Source organism: Roseateles microcysteis, assembly GCF_036880965.1.
GTDB lineage: Bacteria > Pseudomonadota > Gammaproteobacteria > Burkholderiales > Burkholderiaceae_C > JAUASW01.
Window position 1 is genome coordinate 20,321 of the sequence record NZ_JBAJMV010000006.1, and the last position, 21,416, is coordinate 41,736.

Here is a 21,416-nt window from a genome sequence, read left to right on the forward strand (position 1 = left end):
GAATTCTTTGAAACTTGAAGGCTCCGCCATGTCCGCACGACAACTCACCGCCCTGATCTCGGTTTCCGACAAGACCGGCATCGTCGATTTCGCTTCGGCCCTGCACGCCCTCAACGTGCGCCTGCTGTCCACCGGCGGCACCGCCAAGCTGCTGGCGGATGCCGGCCTGCCGGTGACCGAGGTGGCCGATCACACCGGCTTCCCGGAGATGCTCGACGGCCGCGTCAAGACGCTGCACCCGATGGTGCATGGCGGCCTGCTGGCACGTCGCGACTTCCCCGAGCACATGGCGGCCGCCGAGAAGCACGGCATCACCATGATCGACATCCTGGCCGTCAATCTGTACCCGTTTGAATCCACGGTCGCAAAGCCTGGCTGCACGCTGGCCGACGCCATCGAGAACATCGACATCGGCGGCCCGGCCATGGTGCGCAGCGCCGCCAAGAACTGGCAGGACGTGACCGTCCTGACCGATGCATCGCAGTACGCGCAAGTGCTGGCCGAATTGAAGGCCGATGGCAAGACCAGCGACAAGACCCGCTTCGCCGCCTCCGTCGCCGCCTTCAACCGCATCGCCCAGTACGACGCCGCGATCAGCAACTACCTCTCGGCCTACCAGGAAGACGGCACCCAGTCCGCCTACCCGGGCCAGATGAACAGCAGCTTCATCAAGGTGCAGGACCTGCGCTACGGCGAGAACTCGCACCAGAGCGCCGCGCTCTACCGCGACCTGCACCCGGCGCCCGGCTCGCTGGTCACCGGCAAGCAGTTGCAGGGCAAGGAGCTCTCGTACAACAACATCGCCGATGCCGATGCGGCCTGGGAATGCGTGAAGAGCTTCGACGCCCCGGCCTGCGTCATCGTCAAGCATGCCAACCCCTGCGGCGTGGCCGTGGCGGCCAATGCGGCCGAGGCCTACAGCAAGGCATTCAAGACCGACCCCACGAGCGCATTCGGCGGCATCATCGCCTTCAACCGCGAAGTCGATGGCGCGGCGGCGCAGCTCGTTTCCAAGCAATTCGTTGAAGTGCTGATGGCACCGAGCTTCACGGCCGAGGCGCTGGAAGTCTTCAAGTCCAAGGTCAATGTGCGCCTGATGCAGATCGAGCTGCCGCCCGGTGGCGACACGGCCTGGCTGCAAGGCCGCAACCTGGGCGACAGCAAGCGCGTCGGCTCCGGCATCTTGCTGCAATCGGCAGACAACCATTTCCTGAAGAAGGAAGACCTGAAGATCGTCACCCAACTGCAGCCCTCGGCAGAACAACTGAACGACCTGATGTTCGCCTGGACCGTGGCCCAGTACGTCAAGAGCAATGCCATCGTCTTCTGCGGTGGCGGCATGACGCTGGGTGTCGGTGCCGGCCAGATGAGCCGCATCGACTCGGCCCGCATCGCCTCGATCAAGGCCGAGAACGCCAGCCTGTCCCTGAAGGGCTCGGTCGTCGCGTCCGACGCCTTCTTCCCGTTCCGCGACGGCCTGGATGTGCTGGCCGATGCCGGCGCCTCCTGCGTCATCCAGCCGGGTGGCTCGATGCGCGACGACGAGGTGATTGCCGCCGCCAACGAACGCGGCATCGCCATGGTGCTGACCGGCGTTCGCCACTTCCGTCACTGAAGCCTCGCGCTTGCATAGAACAGCCCGGCCATGCCGGGCTTTTTTTCTTCTTCGCCGATCTGCCTGGAAGACGCCAACCGGCACATTGCTGCCATTCGTTTTCTTGTTCCTCGGTTGGTCGAAGATCAGGCCGCCAGCGGGTTCCCCTGCGCTCGTGTCCCCCGGACCTGGCTGCGCCAGGTCCTCCTCCTTTACCTCGCTTCGGGAAACCCACTGCCGTCCTGATACGCACCACTGTGGCCTTCGCCTGGTGGCATGCGCAGGTTCGGCCGAGGGTGTCGGGTGAGGGTTTGGGCGAGGTAAAGGAGGAGGATCGGGCGAAGCCCGGTCCGGGGGACAGGAGCACAAGCCCTCACCCGATGGCCTCGGCAGCGCGAACGAGTTTCAACGCGAACGGCTGCTACGTGCCGCCAAGAGACATCCCCGGAATTCGGCGATGAACCCTTTTGTCACCAGCGCGACTAGACGCGATCCTCTAGCCAAGGGGCTGCCCGGTTGGCCGGACCCCTTCTTGCGGTTAGCCTCTGGTCCAAACAGGACCCGGAGACAAGATGGACCAGTCCCTACACGAGCGGCTGCACCTGGCGCTGGAGCAGCAGCGGCGCGCCTTCGAAGCCGAGCGCATGCCCAGCTACGCCGTGCGCCGCGACCGGCTGCAGCGCCTGCTGGACATGACCGCCAAGCATGGCGACGCACTCGCAGCCGCGATGTCGCAGGACTTCGGCCACCGCGCGCGGCAGGAGTCGCTGCTGGCCGATGTGTTCACCGTCGAATCCGGTGCGCGGCATGCGATCCGCCAGCTGAAGAAATGGATGAAGGCCCGCCGCGTGGCCACGCCTCTGCACTTCCTGCCGGGCCGCAACGTCCTGATGCGCCAGCCGCTGGGCGTGGTCGGCGTCGTCGCGCCCTGGAACTACCCCTACTACCTGGCGATGGAACCGGCGGTCGCCGCACTGGCGGCCGGCAACCGCGTGCTGATCAAGCCCTCCGAGCTGACGCCAGCCACCTCGGCCCTGATGGCCAGGATCGTGTCCGAGCATTTCGCGCCTGAGGAGATGCAAGTCATCACGGGCGACGCGGAAGTCGGCAAGGCCTTTACGCAACTCCCCTTCGACCATCTGTTCTTCACCGGCTCCACCGCCGTGGGCCGCCACGTGGCGCAGGCGGCGGCCAAGAACCTCACGCCGGTCACGCTGGAACTGGGCGGCAAGTCGCCGGCACTGGTCGACCGCAGTTGCAACCTGGAGCTCACCGCCTCGCGCCTGGCCTTCGGCAAGCTTTTCAACGCCGGCCAGACCTGCGTGGCGCCCGACTACCTCCTGGTGCCGCGCGAGATGGTGGAGCCGCTCGCTAAGAAGATCCTCGAGGAGATGCGCCGCATGTATCCGGCGATCGCCAACAACCCCGACTACTCCAGCATCGCCACGCCACGCCATCACGCGCGCCTGCAACAGCTGCTGGACGACGCTGAGGCCAAGGGCGCCCGCGTGCTGCGCAGCCATGTGGAGCAACCCCAGGACCGGCGCCTGGTGCCGGCCTTGCTGCTCGACGTGAACCCGTCGATGACCGTGATGCAGGAAGAGATCTTCGGCCCGCTCTTGCCGGTGATCGGCTACGAGCGCGTGGACGACGCCATCGCCCACATCAATCGCGGCGAGCGTCCGCTGGCGCTTTACTGGTTCGGCCAGGACAGCGCCGCCCGCGATCATGTGATGCGCCAGACCCACGCCGGCGGCGTGACGATCAATGACTGCCTCTGGCACCTCGGCCAGGAAGAGCAGCCCTTCGGTGGCGTCGGCGCCAGCGGCATGGGCTCGTACCACGGCGAATGGGGCTTCCGCACCTTCAGCAAGGAGAAGCCGCTGTTCATCCAGTCGCGCTTTGCGGGCACCAGGCTGTTCCAGCCGCCCTATGGCGCCACCTTCGAGCGCCTCCTGGGCCTCCTGAAGAAACTCTGATGACGATGATGAAAAGACGCAGCCTCCTGAAGCTGGGCCTTGGCGCAGCCGTGGTGCTGGGCGTGGCTGGCGCGGGCGTGGCGATGTTGAAGCCTGGTCTGGTGGACGGTGGCAAGAAGCTCTCACCGGGTGGTCGCCAGATCTTCGCGGCTGTCGCCCGCGCGGTATTCGATGGCGGCCTGCTGGACCCCAGGAACGAGGCGGCCATGAAGTCGCTGCTGGATCGTCTGGACCAGAACATCGCCGTGTTTCCCGCCGCCGTACGCGACGAGTTGTCGCAGGTCCTGAGCCTGCTCGACACCGCCGCAGGCCGCTTCGCGCTGATCGGCCTGAAGAGCGATTGGGCCACGGTGCCCACGGCCGAGCTGGCCGGCGTGCTGGACGCGCTGCGGCTTTCCGGCAGCAACACCCGCCAGCAGATCTATCACGCGCTGCGCGACCTGTGCAGCGTCGCCTTCTTCACCGACCCGGCCAACTGGGCGGCGGTCGGCTACCCAGGTCCCCGAGAAATCCCATGAACGATCCCATCAAGGAAGGCCTGGCCCGCGGCTGGAAGGTGATCGGCGGCGGCCGCGCGCCGCTGCCTGCAGCGTTCGACTGCGACGTCGCGATTGTCGGCAGCGGCGCGGGCGCCGGCATCACGGCCGAGCTGATGGCGCGTGCCGGCATGAAGGTGCTGATCATCGAAGAAGGCCCGCTGCGCTCCAGCTCCGACTTCAAGGCCCAGCGCGAGGCCGATGCCTACCCCAACCTCTACCAGGAAGGCGCCGGCCGCAAGACGCTGGACCAGGCGATGAACATCCTTCAGGGCCGCTGCGTCGGCGGCTCTACTACGGTGAACTGGACCGGTTCCTTCCGCACGCCCAAGGACGCGCTGGAGACCTGGGCTTCCCAGTTCGGCCTCAGCGACTTCACCGAATCGCAGATGGCACCCTGGTTCGAACAGGTCGAACGCCGGCTGAACATCTCGCCCTGGGCGGCCGAGCCGAACCAGAACAATGGCATCCTGAAGCGCGGTGCCGACAAGCTCGGGATTCCGACCTATGTGATCCAGCGCAACGTCAAGGGCTGCTGGAACCTGGGTTCCTGCGGCATGGGCTGCCCGACGAATGCCAAGCAGTCGATGCTGGTGACCACGATTCCTGCAGCCCTGGACCTCGGTGCCACGCTCGCCGTGCAGACGCGTGCCGAGCAATTGCTGATCAAGGACGGTCGCGTCGAAGCCCTGCTGTGCCAGCCCATCTCCTTGGATGGCAGCGTGAACGGCGAGCTGATGCGCGTCCGCGCCAAGCACTATGTCGTCGCCGGTGGCGCGATCAATTCGCCGGCCCTGCTCTTGCGCTCGAAGGCGGCCGACCCGCACAGCCTGCTGGGCAAGCGCACCTTCCTGCATCCCACCGTCGCCAACGGTGCGGTGATGCCCGAACCGGTGCAAGGCTGGGCGGGCGCGCCGCTGTCGATCTTCAGCGACCACTTTCTGCATCAGGGTCCGGTCGACGGGCCCATGGGCTACAAGCTGGAAGTGGCGCCGGTGCACCCGGCTTTTGCGGCGACCAACCTGGGCGGCTTCGGGCCGGCGATGGCCGAGCGAGTGAAGCAGTTCCCGAACACGCAGGTGATGATTGCCTTGCTGCGCGACGGCTTCCACGCGCAGTCGCCAGGCGGCCAGGTCAAGCTGCGCAGCGATGGCACGCCGCAGCTTGATTACCAGCTCAACGACTACCTGTTCGATGGTGTGCGCCGTGCCTATGTCTCGATGGCCGAGATCCAGTTCGCCGCCGGCGCGCGCAGCGTGCGCCCGGTGCATGAACTGGCGGGCGAGTACAAGACCCTGGCCGAGGCCAAGGCCGGCATCGCCAAGCTGGACCTGAAACCCTTCATCACCACGGTGGGCAGCGCCCACGTGATGGGCGGTTGCACCATGGCCGCCGATGCGGCCCGCGGCGTGGTGCGGCCCGACGGCCAGCACTGGCAGATCGCCAATCTCTCGGTGCACGACGGTTCGCTGTTCCCGACCAGCATTGGCGCCAATCCGCAGCTCTCGGTCTATGGACTGGCCAACCGGCTGGCGCAAGGCCTGATCACGCGGCTAGGCGGCACCGCCGAAGCGCTGGCCTGATGCTCGCATGATTCAGTCGGTGCGCAGGCCGCAGGCGGCAATCCAGCGCATGGCCTCCTGCTCGTCAGTGCTGACCTGGAACTTGATATGACGCGTGTGGCGCTCCAAGCGCTCGCTGGTCGTCACGCGAAAATGGTCGGCGCGGCGGATGTCGGTCGCCGCCACAAGGCCTTGCCCGACCGCTTCGGCAATCAATGCCCAGAAGGCATCGAGCGCCTCGGGCGGCATGGCTTCAAAACGCGTCAAGTCCGAATACAAGGCCCAGGGGCGGCCGTCGCGCGACCGCCAGTACAGGTCCATCTCACGCCGCATGGCCTGCACAAGATCCAGGGTCAGGCTGCCTTCCATCGTCAGGTGCAGCACATCGATGCGCCCGTGCAGGCTGTAGCTGCCATGCTTGCTCTTCATCCATTCCCCTCGCAGGACCGGATCGTTCTCCGCCACGCTCGCCGCCGCTGCCGGGCTCGCGGCGCTAGCGCCTAGGCCTTAGGGTACAGCAGCATCTGCGTGCAACGGAACAGGGCCATCCTGCGGCCCGTTTCACGATGGGTGACCACGGCATCCCACACCTGCGTGGTTTTGCCCAGGTGCACGGCCGTGGCCGTGCAATCCACCGTGCCCTCGCGGGCCGTGCTGAAGAAGTTGGACTTCAGCTCGATGGTGGTGAAGCTGTGGGCGCCTTCGGGCAGGTTGGCCATCACGCCATAGCCCGAGGCCGTGTCGGCCAGCGTCACCACCGAGCCGGCATGCAGGAATCCGTTGGGCGCCATCAGCTCCTTGCGCACCACCATCTCCGCGCGGATCTCGCCCGGCGCCACGGCCAGGATGCTGATGCCCAGATGCCCTGGCAGATTGCCGGCGCCGAACTGATTGAAATGCGTTGCGTCGAGCGACATGGCGAACTCCCGTGAAGATTGCCGCATTTTCCAGCCTCCACCGCACGCCGCTGTCCCTGTTTTGACAACCCGCAAGACCGGCGTCAGTGCGCGCGACTAGATTCCCGGCCACTGACCTGCCCACCTCCGACACCGGTGAGGCCAGGCGTTGTCACCCAGGAGACAAGATCGATGTCGAGCAGTACCTCTTCGCAATCGCAGCGGCAGGCCGACAGGGCCCGCAGCTCAGCCAACCATGGCTTCTTCGCCTATCACGGCATCTGGGCACCGGGCGTGCGCCTGTTCCGCCAGCTGCGCTTTGGCAGCAAGGCCCTGCTCATCTCGCTGACCTTCATGCTGCCCATGCTGGGCCTGCTGAGCTGGCTGGTCGTCACCGACGACGGCGAACTGCTGCAAGCCCGCCGGACCTCGACCCGCCAGCATGTCGAGATAGCGCACGGCGTGCTGCAATGGGCGCACGGGCTGGAAGCTGCCGGCCTGCCGCGCGAGCAAGCCCAGGCGCAGGCGCGCCAGGCCATCTCGGCGCTGCGCTACGAGGGCCAGGAGTACTTCTGGATCAACGACATGCAGCCACGCGTGGTCATGCATCCGATAAAGCCGGCACTGGACGGCAAGGACGTCAGCGACCTCAAGGATCCCAATGGCCTGCACTTGTTCAAGGCCTTCGTCGACGAGGTGCGCAAGAACGGCAAGGGCTTCGTTGCCTACCAGTGGCCCAAGCCAGGCAGCGAAACCCCGGTAGAGAAGATCTCCTATGTGATGGGCTTCGAGCCCTGGGGCTGGGTGATCGGCTCGGGCATCTACATCGACGACCTCAAGGCCATGGAGCGGGCCCATATCACCAAGGTGGCCGGCGTCGTTGCGGTCACGCTGCTGCTGGCCGGCTACCTGTTCCTGTGCTTCTACCGCGTGATGGAAGGCGGCATCAATGAAACCCGCCGCCACCTGCGCGCCATGACCGACGGCGACCTGACCACCTCGCCCTCCCCATGGGGGCGCGACGAGGCCGCCCAGCTGATGCGGAACCTGGCAGAGATGCAGGAGTCGCTGCGCCAGATGGTGCTGCGTGTTCGCCACTCCAGCGACCAGATCGTCCATTCCAGCGACGAGATCGCCAGCGGCGCGCTGGACCTGTCGGCCCGCACCGAGCAGGCAGCGGCGAATCTGGAGCAGTCGGCGTCCTCGATGGAAGAGATTTCGGCCACGGTCAGAACCAGCGCAGACCACACGGCCGAGGCATCGACCCTGGCACGCCAGAACGCTGAGACGGCGTCCGACGGCGGCCGCGTCATGCAGGAGGTCGTGCAGACCATGGAGGGCATCCGGACCTCATCGGCACGCATCTCCGACATCATCGGCACCATCGACGGCATTGCCTTCCAGACCAACATCCTGGCGCTCAATGCCGCCGTCGAAGCCGCTCGCGCAGGCGAGCAGGGACGCGGGTTCGCGGTCGTGGCCAGCGAGGTGCGCATGCTGGCCCAGCGCAGCGCCGACGCGGCCAAGGAGATCAAGACGCTGATCAGCGGCAGCGTCGAGCAGGTGGAAGCAGGCACGGCCATCGTGCGCCGCGCCGGTGAAACCATCGAGAACATCGTCGAGGGTTCCCGCCGCGTCGACACGCTGCTGGGCGAGGTTGCCGGTGGCTCTCGTGAGCAAAGCCTGGGCATCTCGCAGATCGGCCAGGCGGTACAGGAACTCGATCGTGCCACGCAGCAGAACGCAGCCCTGGTCGAAGAAACCGCAGCGGCCGCCGCCTCGATGAAGCAGCAGGCTGGGGGCCTCGCGGCCGAGGTGGCCCGCTTCATGCTGCCCGATGGGCTGGCGCTGCAGGAGGAAGAGGCGGGCGAACAGGCCGACTTCGATTTCGACGGTGCGATCGATGCGCATCGGCAATGGAAGATCAAGCTGCGCCAGGCCATTGCCGAACGCAGCCGGCTGGATGCCGACACCATCTGCCGGGATGACCAATGCCCGCTGGGTCGCTGGCTGCATGGCGAAGGCGGCAGGCGCTGGGGCGGGCGACCGACCTTCGTGTCCCTGGTCGAAAAGCATGCGCAGTTCCACCAGACCGCCGGGGGCGTGGCCCGCAGCATCAACGGCGGCCAGTACCAGCAGGCGGAGCGCCTGATCGGCGCCGGTTCGGCCTTCGCTCGCATCTCCACCGAGGTGAGCACCCTGCTGACCCAGGCCAGGCGCGGCATGTAGGGCAGGAGCAGACTGCGAGGCAGGGGCGGAGATAATCGCCCCATGTCTCCAGCCGACTTCGCCGGCCTCTTCCTGTCCTTTCTTGCGCGCCTGATCACCGGCACGCAAGGCCACTGGAAGGGCTGCCCGCCTACTGCCGAGCAGCGCATCTACTTCGCCAACCATCAGAGTCATTTCGACTGGGTGCTGATCTGGGCGGCGCTGCCCCGGGAGCTGCGGGCACAAACCCGCCCCATCGCAGCCCGCGACTACTGGACCAGCAGCCCGCTCAAGAAATGGCTCACGAGCGAGGTGTTCAATGCCATCTATGTGAGCCGCACCCGCAGCAGCCCCGATGAAGATCCGCTGGAGCCCCTGGTCGAGGCGCTCTCGAATGGCGACTCGCTGGTGATCTTTCCCGAGGGCACGCGCTCCAACAAGGGCGACCCGCAGGCCTTCAAGGCCGGGCTCTATCACCTGGCCGAGCAGTTCCCCGATGTGCGCCTGATACCCACCTGGATAGACAACGTGCAGCGCGTGATGCCCAAGGGCGAAGTGGTGCCGGTGCCCATCCTGTGCACCGTCACGTTTGGCGAGCCCATGCAGATCGAGTCGGGCGAAGACAAGCGCGCCTTCCTGGAGCGCGCGCGCGCCGCGGTGATGAAGCAGCGGCCGGTGCAGGAGCGTGCGCAATGAGGGCGGCCCCATGATCTTCTGGCGCAATCTCCGCAACATGACGGCGAGCGAGCAGATCGCCCTGCTCTTCCTGCTGCTGTTCGGCGCGCTGGTCCTGATCAGCATCGGCGGCTTCCTCTATTCGCTGCGCGATCCTGAGAAGCGAAGCGCGGCGGCGGAGGGCAATTGGCTGCAGTTCAAGCGCGACCTCAACGCCGTCTGGGTGGGCTCGGTGCTGTTCTGGCTGGCCTGGATCTCGGGGCCCATCGGCGCCACGCTGCTGTTCGGCTGCTTCTCGTTCCTGGCGCTGCGCGAGTTCATCACCCTGATGCACACGCGGCGGGCCGACCACCGCAGCCTGATCCTGTCCTTCTTCATCCTGCTGCCGCTGCAGTACATCCTGGTGGCCACGCGGCACTTCGACCTGTTCAGCGTGCTGATACCGGTCTATGGCTTCCTGGCGATACCGGTGGTGAGCGCCTTTGCCGATGATCCGGCGCGCTTCCTGGAACGCAATGCCAAGATCCAGTGGGGCATCATGGTCTGTGTCTACGGGCTCTCGCATGGGCCAGCGCTGCTGCTGCTGGAGTTCAAGGGCTACGAGGGGCGCGGGCCCTTCCTGCTCTTCTTCATGGTCATGGCCGTGGGCGTGAGCCAGATCGTGCAGGAGGTGGCCTCGCGCTCGCTGCGCCGCCGCCCGGTGGCAAGGCGCATCAGCCGCAGCTTCTCCTGGCGTGCGCTGTGGCTGGGCCAACTGGCTGCGGCATTGACGGGCACCCTGCTCTACTGGATCACACCCTTCAAGGCCGGCCAGGCCCTGGTGATGGCGGTGATTGCGGCGCTCGCCGGGGCGCTGGGCGGCCTGGTGATGCGGGCGCTCAAGAAGGACTTCGGCGTGGTCTACTGGGGCAACAGCAGCTCGATCACCGGCGCCATCGGCCTGCTGGACCGGATCGCGGTGCTGTGCTTCGCGGCGCCCGTTTTCTTCCACTCCGTCCGCTGGTATTTCAAAGCAAATTTCTGATGCGCATTCTTGGCATTGATCCTGGTCTGCAAACCACTGGCTTCGGAGTGATCGACGCCGATGGCCCGCGCCTGTCCTATGTCGCCAGCGGCACGATCAAGACCAATGCGGTGGCGGCCGGTGAGTTGCCGGCGCGGCTGAAGATCATCTTCGACGGCGTGCGCGAAGTGGTGTCGCGCTACCAGCCGCAATGCGCCGCGGTGGAAATCGTCTTCGTCAACGTGAACCCGCAATCGACCCTGCTCTTGGGCCAGGCCCGCGGCGCGGCGCTGACCGGCCTGGTCGCCTCGGACCTGCCGGTTTCGGAGTACACCGCGCTGCAGATGAAGAAGGCCATCGTCGGCCATGGGCATGCGAAGAAGGAGCAGGTGCAATTGATGGTGCAGCGCCTGCTCACGCTGCCCGGCCTGCCCGGCACCGATGCGGCCGACGCGCTGGGCCTGGCCATCATGCATGCCCATGCCCGCGTGTCCTTCGAGGCCATGGGCCGCAGCACCACATTGCAGCGGCGCCAGCATGCCCAGTTCAAGGGCAGCCGAACTTATTGATCAGGCGGATGGAATAAACCGCGGCCGCCAGGTGTTTGACAAGCTCCAACCCATGAAGGAGCCTTCGATGTCACTTCGTACCCTGCTCGCCACCTGCACTCTGGCCGTTCTCGCTGCCTGCGCCTCGATGGCGCCACCGCCTGCCAAGAGCATGGACGGCGCCCTGGTCGGCAGCGCCAATGCCATGACGCTCTACACCTTTGACAAGGACGGCGGCGGCAAGAGCATGTGCAACGGCCCCTGCGCCACGAACTGGCCTCCCTTGATGGCCTCGGCCGACGCCGCGGCAAGCGGCGAATGGAGCATCATCACCCGCGACGACGGCAGCAAGCAATGGGCCTACAAGGGCAAGCCGCTGTACTTCTGGGTGAAGGATGCCAAGCCCGGCGACCGCACCGGCGACGGCTTCAACAAGGTCTGGCACACCGCCACGCCCTGAGATTGACTCGCCACGGCCATGCTGCTCGACGAAGCGCTGCCCCACCTGCCCAGGCTGCGGCGCTATGCCCGCCTCCTGACTGGTGACAGCGCTCGCGCCGACGACCTGCTGCAGGACGTGCTCGAGCGGGCCAGCCGCAAGGCCTCTTTGTGGCGGCCCGACCCGGCGCATGAAGACCGCAGCGCCTCCTTGCGCGCCTGGCTGTTGACGATGATGCACCGGCTCTTCCTCAACCAGCGCCGTGACGAGCACATCGGCAGCTTCGAGGAATTCAGTGATTCACTCGCGCCCAGGCATGAGCCGCATCGCGCACTGGAGCAGCGCATGGACCTGGAGCGGGCCCTCGAGGCGCTGCCCGCCGCGGCGCGCGAGGTGCTCCTGCTGGTTTGCGTCGAGGAGCTCAGCTATGAAGAGACCGCCCGCGTGCTGGAGCTGCCCGTGGGCACGGTGATGTCGCGCCTTTCACGAGCACGCGAAAGGATGCGTCAGTTGATGGGCAGCAGTGGCGCCGCCGAGGGTCAGCGCGCAGCCAACCCGCCGCTGCGCGTCGTCAAATGAAGATGAGAACGCCATCATGAGCCGCCAGGATCGCCCGCCATTCGACATCACCAGCGCCAGCCTGCACGCCTATGTGGACGGCCAACTGGCGCCGCTGGACGCCGAAGCCGTGGCCGACTGGCTGCGCCAGCATCCCGAGGAAACGCAGGCGGTGCTCGACTGGCGCAGCCAGCGCGGCGCGCTGCAAGGCCTGCATGCCGAATTGCTGGACGAGCCCCTGCCGGAGGAACTGCTGCGCCCGCTGAAGCGGCAGCGCAGTGCGGCCAATGCCTCGCGCTGGTTGCGCCAGGGTCTGGCCGCAGCGGTGCTGCTGGCCGTCGGTGGCCTGGCCGGCTGGAATGCCCGCAGCCTGAACGCGCCAGCCTCGGCCATGCAGGCCAGCGCAGCGCCCAGCTTTGTGCGAGATGCAGCCATCGCCCATGTGCTCTACCAGCCCGAGCAGCGCCACCCGGTCGAAGTGTCTGCGGCAGAGCAGGCGCATCTGGTGCAGTGGCTCAGCAAGCGCCTGGGCACGCCGCTGGCCGTGCCCGATCTCACCAGCGCCGGCTTCAATCTGGTGGGTGGCAGGTTGTTGCCCGCGGGCCAGGCCGATGCGCTTGGCGCGCAAGCGACGCCGGGGCTGGCACGAGCGCTCTTCATGTTCGAGTCGACGGCCGGCGAGCGGGTGACGCTCTATGTCTCGGTGCGCCAGCCCGGCGATGAAGCGCCGGCCGCCTTCCGCTTTGCCCCGGTCTCGCAATTGCCGGGCAACGGCACGCAGAGCTTCTACTGGCTGGAGGGCAGACTGGGCTATGCCTTGAGCGGCCAGATCTCCAGGGAGCGCCTGGCCCAGCTCGGCGGCCTGGTGTACGCGCAGCTGATCAAGCCTTAAGCCTGATTCGCGCCTGATTCGCGCCTGATCCTGGCCTGGTCTGGTTATGACCCGCTGCGCCGCGGGAATGGGCAGGCATGGTCGGCGCTGACCATAATCGGCCGGCTCGTCCACTCCCATGCCCCCACGCCGATGACTGCTCCGCTGCTGCTTTGTGTCGTGCTTGTCTATTTCGCCTTGCTGCTGGGCGTGGCCTGGTTTGCCTCGCGCGGGGCCGACAACGAGAGCTTCTTCGTCGGCAACCGCAGCAGCAACTGGCTGCTGGTGGCCTTCGGCATGATCGGCACCTCGCTGTCGGGCGTCACCTTCATCAGCGTGCCAGGTGCCGTGGGCGCGACGCAGTTCAGCTATTTCCAGATCGCCCTGGGTCAGATGATCGGCTACGCCGTGATCGCCTTCGTGCTGCTGCCGCTGTACTACCGGCTGAGACTGACCTCGATCTACCACTACCTCGGTGAACGCCTGGGCCCGCGCAGCTACCGCACCGGCGCCAGCTTCTTCATCATCTCGCGCACGCTCGGCGCCACGGCGCGTCTCTACCTCGTGGTGCGCATCCTGCAGGACGCCATCCTTGACAGCTTCGGTCTGCCCTTCTGGCTCACCACGGCCGTGCTGCTGGTGATGATCCTGCTCTACACCTTCGAAGGCGGCGTGAAAACCATCGTCTGGACCGACACCTTGCAGACCGCCGGCATGCTCACAGGCCTCGTGGTCTGCCTGGTGTGGCTGATGCAATCGATGGGGCTGGATTTCTCCGGCGCGGCCACGGCGCTCTCCGACAACGGGCTCTCCAAGGTCTTCGTCACCGAGCCTGACAGCCGCCTCTTCTGGGGCAAGCAGTTGCTGGCCGGCGCCTGCATCGCCATCGCGATGACCGGCATGGACCAGGAGATGATGCAGAAGAACATCTCGGTGAAACGCCTGGCGGATTCACAGAAGAACATCGTATTGATGAGCATCATCATGCTGGGCGTGGTCCTCTTGTTCCTGGTGCTGGGCGGGCTCCTGCAGATCTATGCGCAGCAGCACGGCATCATGGCCCGCGGTGACGCGCTCTTCCCCACCGTCGTGCTGCAGCATCTGCCGGCCGTGGTGCAGCTGATCTTCATCGTGGCGCTGATCTCGGCACTGTTCCCGAGCGCCGACGGCGCCATCACCGCCCTGACCTCGAGCTTCTGCATCGACCTCCTGGGTCTGCAGCGCCGCGATGACTGGACCGAAGCCCGCAAGAAGCAGGTGCGTCAGCGCGTGCACCTGGGCTTTGCCGCGCTCTTCCTCGTGCTGGTGCTGGTGTTCCGCTGGGTCGACAACCCGAGCATGATCGGCCTGATCCTCAAGCTCGCCGGCTACACCTACGGACCGCTGCTGGGCCTGTTCGCCTTCGGCATGCTGACGCGGCGCAGCGTCAAGGACCCGTTGGTGCCCGTGGTTGCGCTGGCCGCGCCCTTGCTGTGCTGGATCGTGGACAGCCAGCAGAAGGCGTTGTTCGGCGGCTATGAGCTGGGGCTGGAATTGCTGGTGCTGAATGCGGGGCTGACGTTTGCGGGGCTGATGGCGGTCAGCCGCAAAGTCCCCACAGTTCAATCGAAGCGGAACTGAAATTCCTGTTCGAACACATGCCGACCCGGGCAGTAGTAGCTGTTGATCAAGCCCTTCCTGAGTGAGCTGACCATTGCGGCATGCACCTTGTCGTCGCCTGGATGCTTGAGCGCCACCGCTCGCACGTCCTTGACTCGACCATCGTCGACGAACACCACGACTTTGTAGAGCGCCTCGCCCGTCCAGGTTTCGTTCAAAAGGGGCACCTCAGGCTTGCCCATGCGAGTGCAGATGGTCCGAGGCTGCTTGGCAATCGGTGAGAACAACATGGGCTGCAAATGGATGCTCAGAGCGCGTCGGATCTCTAACGCCACCGGCTTGACCAGCTCTGCGCCATCAGCCCCGCTGTAGAGCCCCTGATCCGTCGGCGTGCCAGCCAGGAATTCGCCTTCGTAGCGCCAGCCAGTGGCCGAGACGGCAACTCCTGAAACGTACCAATGTCGTTCCGTAAAGTCCCCCTCGTAGCTGGTGCCGGTGGGCAACTGGATCCGACCATGGCCCGCTGGTTCGCCACGCACGAACCCGCCTTCATAGGTCGACCCGTCGCGCCAGCGATAGCGGCCCCTGCCCGATGGACGGTCTGCGTCGAAATGGCCCTCGAAGCGATCACCGCCGAAGAAGGTCATGGTGCCCTCGCCCTCACGCTTGTCGTTGACCCAGGGACCTTCGTAGACGTCGTTGCTCACATAGCGCTGTCGACCATGGCCGTGCCGGAGGCCCGCAACGAAAGCGCCTTCGTAGCTGTCTCCGTTCTTCCAGAGCATTCGTCCTTGGCCTGTCGCATGGCCACCTAGAAAGTCGCCCTGATAGCGTTCGCCGCTGGGCAGGTCGAGACTGCCCTTGCCGGTTCGGACGCCATTGACAAATGCACCTTGGTACACAGTGCCATTGGCCATCTTGAGCAGTCCTTGACCGGTACGCCGCCCAGCCACGAAGTCACCTTCGTAGCGCATGCCGTCCACCCACAGCATGACGCCGCGTCCGTGCGGCAGCCCATCGACAAGCGGGCCCTCATAGTGCCGGTCAGCTACGTAGTTCTGGATATTGAGGTTGGTCGAACTCGCGCCCGCTTCCACAGCCTGCGCTGCACTGACCGAGGCAAACAGGCTCGTTGCCAGCGCCACCGTCACCGTCACCGCGTGGATTGGTCTGATCATGGGGCTCCCCGAGACTGATTCTTGTTGGCGCGCATTGTGGATCAAGCGCAAGCCTGCACGTTTCGCCGGCCTTGCCAACAGGCGGCCGGGCTGGCAGCCTCGCGGCTTCACTGCTGAAGGAACAAGTGATGTCTCTCGCTCTGAAACGCCTGCTGCTCGGCGCTGCCGCAATGCCATGCCTGCTGGCTTCGGCCCTGGCCGCCACGCCGGCCCCGGCCATCAACGAAGCCGGCATCCAGGAAGTCGTGAGCGCCGTCATGCGCGAGCAGTCCATCCCCGGCATGGCGGTGGGCGTGCTGCACGAGGGCAAGCTGATCTACGCCAAGGGCTTCGGCAAAGCGAACCTCGAATGGAACCTGCCGGTGACGCCGGACACCGTCTTCATGATCGGCTCGATCAGCAAGCCCATGCTTTCGGTGGGCATCAACCTCCTGGCAGAGCGGGGCAAGCTCGGCCTGGACGACCCGGTGTCCCGGCACATTCCCGGCACGCCGGCCAGCTGGCAGGGCATCACGCTGCGGCACCTGCTGAACCACACCTCGGGCATACGGCGCGAGTCGCCGGCCTTTGACGGCGACAAGGCGCGGCCCGACATCGACTTGATCAGCGCCACCTTCGCTGCGCCGCTGGACTTCCCGACAGGCAGCAAGAGCCAGTACTGCAATGTCTGCTACTTCACGCTGGCCGAGGTGATCACACGGGTAAGCGGCGAACCCTGGCGCAGCTTCATGGCCCGCGAGGTGTTTGCGCCGGCCGGCATGACGGTGACGCGCACGACCTCCAACACCGACCTGATACCGCAGCGTGCCGGCTCCTACCTGCTGAAGGACGGCAAGCAGCTCAACGTGCCCGAATGGGCGGCATTGCGGCCCAGCGGCGCCTTTGTGTCTTCGCTGAATGACATGGCGAAGTGGGAAGCCGCCCTGTACGCCAACAAGATCCTGAAGGCCGAAAACCTGGCCGCGATGGCCCGGCCCGGCCTGCTGGCCGACGGCAAGCTCGCGCCCTTTGGCACGTCAGGTGGCGGCTACGGCCTGGGCTGGCAACTGAGCCAGTTCCAGGGCCAGCGCCGCGTGGCCCATGGCGGCTCGCTGGCGGGCTTCCGCTCCATGCATGCGCGCTACCCGGACAGCGGCCTGGCCATCATCGTGCTCACCAACGGCGCCGGCGCGCGCACCGAACAGATCGAGAACCTGCTGGCCGAGCGCGTGCTGGCGCCGCAGCGCTAGCCGCTAGACCTTCAGCTCGAACACCTCGGCCGCCGCGCGTTCCTCGGCGCTGTGCCCGGCCAGGGCCTGGTCCCACTCGGCGCCACTCGCGCCATGCGTGGCCGTGAGGCCGCTGATCATCGAGTTGGTTTCTTCCGTGGCACCGTCGAACTCGGCGACCTGCTCACGGCTTTCGAGAAAAAGCCGTGCCACCGCATAGCCGCCGGAGTCAATCAGCACCAGGTAGCGCGCCGCCTTGCGCAGCGCCGTGTGGTGGTGCTTGGACGGGGTTTCCATGCCGAATCCCTGGCTCATGTCGACTCCTGACTGCGCGTGTCCGCACAGACCTAGGCTATCACCGGCGCGCCGGCTGTGTCTGCCTGCCGATGTCGAAATCACGTATCGTCGCCCGTCGTGAATCCAGAGGGACTTCCTCGGCCGACAAGGGATCAGCACCATGTCCAGCACCAATACCATCCGCCTCCACCGCATCCTCGCTGCCACGCCGGACAGCGTCTACCGCGCCTTCCTCGACGCCGCGGCGATGGCCAAGTGGCTGCCTCCGCATGGTTTCACCGGCACGGTCCACGCGATGGATGCCAAGGTCGGCGGCCATTACCGGATGAGCTTCACCAACCACGCCAACCAGCAAAGCCATTCCTTCGGCGGCGAGTACCTGGAACTGGTACCGGGCGAGAAGCTGCGCTACACCGCCCAGTTCGATGACCCCAACCTGCCCGGCACGATGCAGACGACGGTCACGCTGCGTCAGGTCTTCTGCGGCGTCGAGATGCATGTGGTGCAGGAAGGCATTCCCTCGATGATCCCGCCCGAGGCCTGCTATATGGGCTGGCAGCAATCGCTGACGCTGCTCGCCCAGCTGGTCGAGACGGCTGTCACCGAATAAGGCTCAAGCCTCGCGAGCACCGTTCGAGGGTCGCTCCTAGAATCGCCACCCTCCATGACGCTTTCCAAGATGCTCGCCGGCTTCGTACGCCGGCACTGGCCCAAGTACCTCGCCGCGGCAGCCATGCTGGCCACGATTGCGGTGCTGACCGTATGGATTCCGCGTCAGGTGGGCCAGGTGGTCGACGGCATGATCGCGGGAAGAGTCGCCGGTCAGGCCCTGCTGATCGAACTGGCCAAGCTGGTGGCCGCCGGTGCGGCCATCTATGGCCTGCGCGTGGGCTGGCGGCTGGCGCTGTTCAGCACAGCCTACAAGCTGGGCCGCGAGCTGCGCATCCGCCTGTACGAGCGCCTGAGCCTGCAAGGCCCGGCCTTCTTCCAGAGCAAGCGCACCGGCGACCTGATGGCGCTGGCCACCAATGATGTCGATGCCGTCGAGCTGGCGGCAGGCGAAGCGATGTTGGCGGCCTTCGACGGCACGCTGACCCTGGTGCTGGTCATCGCGATGATGACGCTGGGCGTGGACTGGCGCCTCGGCCTGGCAGCCCTGCTGCCCTTCCCGCTGATGGCGCTGGCGTTCTGGCGCATCTCCGAGCATGTGCACCAGGCCTGGAAGCAGTCGCTGGAACGCTTCTCTGCGCTGAACCAGCATGTGCAGGAGAACCTGGCCGGCGTGCGCACCGTGCGCGCCCTGGGCCTGGTCGAGCGCAGCGAAAAGCAGTTCGTGCAGCTGGCCGACAGCGCCGGCGAGGCGGGCTTCCGCGCCCAGCGCTGGGAGGCGGCATACGAGCCTGCCGTGGGCATGACGCTGAGCGCGGCGCTGGCCATCGCGCTGGGCCTGGGGGGCTGGCTGGTGGCACACAAGGAGCTGTCGATCGGCCAGCTCACCGCCTTCACCATGTATCTGGGCCAGCTGATCTGGCCGATGTTCGCGGCGGGCTGGGTGCTCTCGCTGATCGAGCGGGGCCGCGCCGCCTGGGGCCGGCTCTCGCCGATGCTGGACGAGCCCTTGAGCCTGGCCGACCACGGCACGGCCGGCCGTCCGGCCGAGATGCGCCTGACCCTGCGCGACCTGAATTTCACCTACCCCGGCAGCGAGCGCGCGGCCATCGAGGACGTCTCGATCACGCTGCCGGCAGGCCAGACGCTGGGCGTGGTCGGCCCGACCGGCGCGGGCAAGTCGACGCTGATCCGCCTGCTGCTGCGCCAGTTCGAACCGGCACGCGGCAGCATCTCGCTTGGGGGCCAGGTCTTGCCTGAGTTCACACTGGCAGCCCTGCGTGAGACCCTGGCCTGGGTGCCGCAGGAGCCCATCCTTTTCTCGGCGACCATTGCCGAGAACATCGCCCTTGCAAGGCCTGATGCGTCGCGCGAAGAGATCGAGGAAGCCGCCCGTCTGGCTGCGGTGCATGACGATATTGCCCGGCTGCCGCAGGGCTATGAAACCCTGGTCGGCGAGCGCGGCGTGACGCTCTCGGGCGGCCAGCGCCAGCGCGTGGCGATTGCCCGCGCGCTGCTGGCCCGGGCGCCGCTGCTGATGCTGGACGATGCGCTGTCGGCCGTGGACACCGGCACCGAGACGCAGATCCTCGAGCACCTGCGTGAGCAGCGCCAAGGCCGAAGCGTGATCATCGTCAGCCACCGTCTCAGCGCTGTGATGGATGCAGACCGCATCGTGGTGCTGCGCCACGGCCGCGTCACCGAGCGCGGCACGCATGCCGAGCTGCTGGAGCAGCATGGCTGGTATGCCGCGCAATGGCGCTATCAACAACTGGAGGCCAGCCTTGACGCAGAAGCCTGAAGTCGAGGCGGGTGTCGCGGCCGGCGCCAGGCCCGAGAGCCCCTGGGCCTCGCTGGGCCTGCTGTTGGAAGCGGCCGAACCCGAGCGGCCCCATCTCGTACGCGGGTTGCTCTGGTTGATCGCCGCCGCGGCCATGGAAGCTGCCGGCCCGGCGCTGGGCAAGCACTACATCGACGCCTACCTGCTGCCGGGCAACTTCGACATCGAGGCCATGGCCGGCCTGCTGGCCGCTGTGCTCCTGAGCGGCTGGGCCGCCTGCTGGATACGCTACGGCCAGCTCGCGCGCATGGCCGGTGTGGCACGGCGCTCGGTCCTGCGGCTGCGTGAAAAGGTCTTTGCCCATGTGCTGGCCCTGCCGATGGCCTTCTTCGACAAGGCCATCACCGGCGCCTTGGTCAGCCGCGTCACCAACGACAGCGAAGCGGTCAACCAGCTCTACCGCCAGGTGCTCTACGTGATGCTGGACTCGGGCATCGTGGTCATCGGCTCCATCGCGGCGATGGCCTGGCTGGATTGGCGGCTGATGCTGATCGTGCTGGCGCTCGTGCCCTCGGTCGTCCTGATCATCTGGTTCTACCAGCGCTGGAGCGCACCGGCCGTGGCCCAGCAGCGCGCGCTGCGCAGCGACATCAATGCCCAGATGGCCGAGAGCATGGCCGGCATGGCGGTCTTGCAGTCGGCCGGCGCCGCGCCGCGCTTTGCCGCCCGCTTTGCCGACTTGAACCAGCGCCACTGGGGCGCGCGCGTGGCCGAGCTGCGCGCCAATGCCTGGCTGCTGCGGCCGGCGCTGGACCTCTTGAACGTGCTGCTGCTGGTGACCGTGATCTATGGTTTCGGCCAGCGTGATCTCTCGGGTATCGAGGTCGGCCTGCTCTATGCATTCCTCAGCTACATCTCGCGCGTGGTCGACCCGCTGATCCAGATCACCCTGCAGTTCGGCCAATTGCAGCAGTCGATGATCGCCGCCTCGCGCGTGCGCACGCTCTTGCGCGAAGCCGAAGCCAAGAAGCTCGGCACCGAAGGCGGCCAGATCACACGCGGCGGCATCGCCATCGACCATCTGCGCTTCGGCTACGACCCCGCGCATGCCGTGCTGCATGACCTGACCCTCGCCATCGAACCGGGCAGTTTTGTCGGCATCGTCGGCCACACCGGCAGCGGCAAATCAACGCTTCTTTCGCTGCTGCTGCGCTTCTATGAAGCCCAGGAGGGCAGCATCAGGATCGATGGTCAGGCCCTCGGCGCGGTGCCGGACGCTGCCTTCCGGGCGGCTGTGGGCCTGGTGCCGCAAGAGCCCTACCTGCTGGCGGCCAGCGTGCGCGAGAACATTGCCATGGGTCGCGACATCAGTGATGAAGCCCTCACAGCCGCGGCCCGGGCGGCGCGCGTTGAAGGTTTCATCAACAGCTTGCCGCAGGGCTGGGACACGCCCCTGGGTGAAGGCGGCGCGCGCGTCTCGACCGGCCAGAAGCAGCTGATTGCCATGGCTCGCGCCCTGGCCGGCGCGCCCACGCTGCTGTTCCTGGATGAGGCCACCTCCAATATCGACAGCGCCACCGAAGCCCTGGTGGGCGAGGCGCTGCAGGCCCTGCGCGGACGGGTCACCATCGTGGCCATCGCGCACCGGCTGTCCACGATCCGCGAAGCCGACCAGATCATCGTCTTGAACCACGGCCGACTGGCCGAGCAAGGCACGCACCAGCAGCTGCTGGCGCATGAGGGCGGCATCTATCAGCGCCTGGTGGCACTGCAGGCGCTCGAAGAGTAGAGCGTCTGCTCGGCGCAAATGTTCGGGCGCTTTGCGCACAACGCCAGTCGTTTCGGTGAAGCTTGTCACGCTTGCCTGCCGAACTTT

Annotated in this window: 20 protein-coding genes; 16 read left to right on the forward strand and 4 right to left on the reverse strand. The window is 66.4% G+C overall.

What is annotated here, in order from left to right; translation table 11 throughout:
• Window positions 1-28: 28 nt before the first annotated feature.
• The 4 genes from purH to V3596_RS16810 all read left to right on the forward strand — a co-directional run bounded on the left by purH (window position 29) and on the right by V3596_RS16810 (window position 5,692).
• Complete coding sequence (gene purH, locus V3596_RS16795; protein ID WP_334278957.1) at window positions 29-1,615, forward strand: bifunctional phosphoribosylaminoimidazolecarboxamide formyltransferase/IMP cyclohydrolase; 1,587 nt, start codon at window positions 29-31, stop codon at window positions 1,613-1,615.
• 551 nt (window positions 1,616-2,166) lie between these two features.
• Entirely contained in the window at window positions 2,167-3,573 is a 1,407-nt protein-coding gene (locus V3596_RS16800; protein ID WP_334278958.1) for a coniferyl aldehyde dehydrogenase, read from the forward strand.
• On the forward strand, window positions 3,573-4,091 hold the full coding sequence (locus V3596_RS16805; RefSeq protein WP_334278959.1) for a hypothetical protein: 519 nt from the start codon (window positions 3,573-3,575) through the stop codon (window positions 4,089-4,091). The genes V3596_RS16800 and V3596_RS16805 overlap by 1 nt, the downstream gene beginning before the upstream one ends.
• Complete coding sequence (locus V3596_RS16810) at window positions 4,088-5,692, forward strand: GMC family oxidoreductase (RefSeq protein WP_334278960.1); 1,605 nt, start codon at window positions 4,088-4,090, stop codon at window positions 5,690-5,692. Before V3596_RS16805 ends, V3596_RS16810 begins: the two co-directional genes overlap by 4 nt.
• Window positions 5,693-5,704: 12 nt before the next feature.
• On the opposite strand, the gene V3596_RS16815 is transcribed toward V3596_RS16810, so the two are convergent.
• Window positions 5,705-6,100, reverse strand: a complete 396-nt coding sequence (locus V3596_RS16815) for a hypothetical protein (RefSeq protein WP_334278961.1) — start codon at window positions 6,098-6,100, stop codon at window positions 5,705-5,707.
• Window positions 6,101-6,171: 71 nt separating this feature from the next.
• Entirely contained in the window at window positions 6,172-6,588 is a 417-nt protein-coding gene (locus V3596_RS16820) for a PaaI family thioesterase (RefSeq protein WP_334278962.1), read from the reverse strand.
• 171 nt (window positions 6,589-6,759) lie between these two features.
• Between V3596_RS16820 and V3596_RS16825 the strand changes: the two genes are divergently transcribed.
• The 8 genes from V3596_RS16825 (at window position 6,760) to V3596_RS16860 (ending at window position 14,489) form a co-directional block, all read left to right on the forward strand.
• The gene (locus V3596_RS16825; RefSeq protein WP_334278963.1) at window positions 6,760-8,796 is read left to right on the forward strand and encodes a methyl-accepting chemotaxis protein; all 2,037 of its coding nucleotides are present in this window, start codon (window positions 6,760-6,762) and stop codon (window positions 8,794-8,796) included.
• 42 nt (window positions 8,797-8,838) lie between these two features.
• Complete coding sequence (locus V3596_RS16830) at window positions 8,839-9,471, forward strand: lysophospholipid acyltransferase family protein (RefSeq protein WP_334278964.1); 633 nt, start codon at window positions 8,839-8,841, stop codon at window positions 9,469-9,471.
• Between the two features lie 10 nt (window positions 9,472-9,481).
• Window positions 9,482-10,474 (forward strand): phosphatidate cytidylyltransferase, encoded by a 993-nt coding sequence (locus V3596_RS16835; protein ID WP_334278965.1) that lies wholly within the window; start codon window positions 9,482-9,484, stop codon window positions 10,472-10,474.
• Window positions 10,474-11,022, forward strand: coding sequence for a crossover junction endodeoxyribonuclease RuvC (ruvC, locus tag V3596_RS16840; protein WP_334278966.1), 549 nt, complete (start codon window positions 10,474-10,476; stop codon window positions 11,020-11,022). Before V3596_RS16835 ends, ruvC begins: the two co-directional genes overlap by 1 nt.
• A gap of 67 nt (window positions 11,023-11,089) precedes the next feature.
• Window positions 11,090-11,461: a COG4315 family predicted lipoprotein gene (locus V3596_RS16845; RefSeq protein WP_334278967.1), complete on the forward strand. Its 372-nt coding sequence runs from the start codon at window positions 11,090-11,092 to the stop codon at window positions 11,459-11,461.
• Window positions 11,462-11,479: 18 nt separating this feature from the next.
• Window positions 11,480-12,019: an RNA polymerase sigma factor gene (locus V3596_RS16850; protein ID WP_334278968.1), complete on the forward strand. Its 540-nt coding sequence runs from the start codon at window positions 11,480-11,482 to the stop codon at window positions 12,017-12,019.
• 16 nt (window positions 12,020-12,035) lie between these two features.
• A complete protein-coding gene (locus V3596_RS16855) occupies window positions 12,036-12,890 on the forward strand; it encodes an anti-sigma factor family protein (RefSeq protein ID WP_334278969.1) in 855 nt (284 codons plus the stop codon).
• Window positions 12,891-13,022: 132 nt separating this feature from the next.
• Window positions 13,023-14,489 carry a sodium:solute symporter gene (locus V3596_RS16860; protein ID WP_334278970.1) on the forward strand — a complete coding sequence of 489 codons (1,467 nt, stop codon included), beginning with the start codon at window positions 13,023-13,025 and terminating at the stop codon, window positions 14,487-14,489.
• Here the strand turns inward: V3596_RS16860 and V3596_RS16865 are convergent.
• Window positions 14,471-15,625, reverse strand: a complete 1,155-nt coding sequence (locus tag V3596_RS16865) for an MORN repeat-containing protein (RefSeq protein ID WP_334278971.1) — start codon at window positions 15,623-15,625, stop codon at window positions 14,471-14,473. The genes V3596_RS16860 and V3596_RS16865 overlap by 19 nt on opposite strands.
• Window positions 15,626-15,774: 149 nt before the next feature.
• On the opposite strand from V3596_RS16865, the gene V3596_RS16870 reads away from it, so the two are divergent.
• Window positions 15,775-16,875: a serine hydrolase domain-containing protein gene (locus V3596_RS16870; RefSeq protein ID WP_334278972.1), complete on the forward strand. Its 1,101-nt coding sequence runs from the start codon at window positions 15,775-15,777 to the stop codon at window positions 16,873-16,875.
• A gap of 3 nt (window positions 16,876-16,878) precedes the next feature.
• On the opposite strand, the gene V3596_RS16875 is transcribed toward V3596_RS16870, so the two are convergent.
• Window positions 16,879-17,169, reverse strand: a complete 291-nt coding sequence (locus tag V3596_RS16875; RefSeq protein WP_334278973.1) for a hypothetical protein — start codon at window positions 17,167-17,169, stop codon at window positions 16,879-16,881.
• Window positions 17,170-17,311: 142 nt separating this feature from the next.
• Here V3596_RS16875 and V3596_RS16880 point away from each other — a divergent pair, with 142 nt between their 5' ends.
• Genes V3596_RS16880 through V3596_RS16890 form a run of 3 tightly spaced genes read left to right on the forward strand, consistent with a single transcriptional unit; the run spans window position 17,312 to window position 21,329 of the window.
• Window positions 17,312-17,761 (forward strand): SRPBCC family protein, encoded by a 450-nt coding sequence (locus V3596_RS16880; protein WP_334278974.1) that lies wholly within the window; start codon window positions 17,312-17,314, stop codon window positions 17,759-17,761.
• A 54-nt stretch (window positions 17,762-17,815) separates the two neighbouring features.
• Complete coding sequence (locus tag V3596_RS16885; RefSeq protein ID WP_334278975.1) at window positions 17,816-19,561, forward strand: ABC transporter ATP-binding protein; 1,746 nt, start codon at window positions 17,816-17,818, stop codon at window positions 19,559-19,561.
• Complete coding sequence (locus V3596_RS16890) at window positions 19,545-21,329, forward strand: ABC transporter ATP-binding protein (RefSeq protein WP_334278976.1); 1,785 nt, start codon at window positions 19,545-19,547, stop codon at window positions 21,327-21,329. Before V3596_RS16885 ends, V3596_RS16890 begins: the two co-directional genes overlap by 17 nt.
• Window positions 21,330-21,416: the final 87 nt, after the last annotated feature.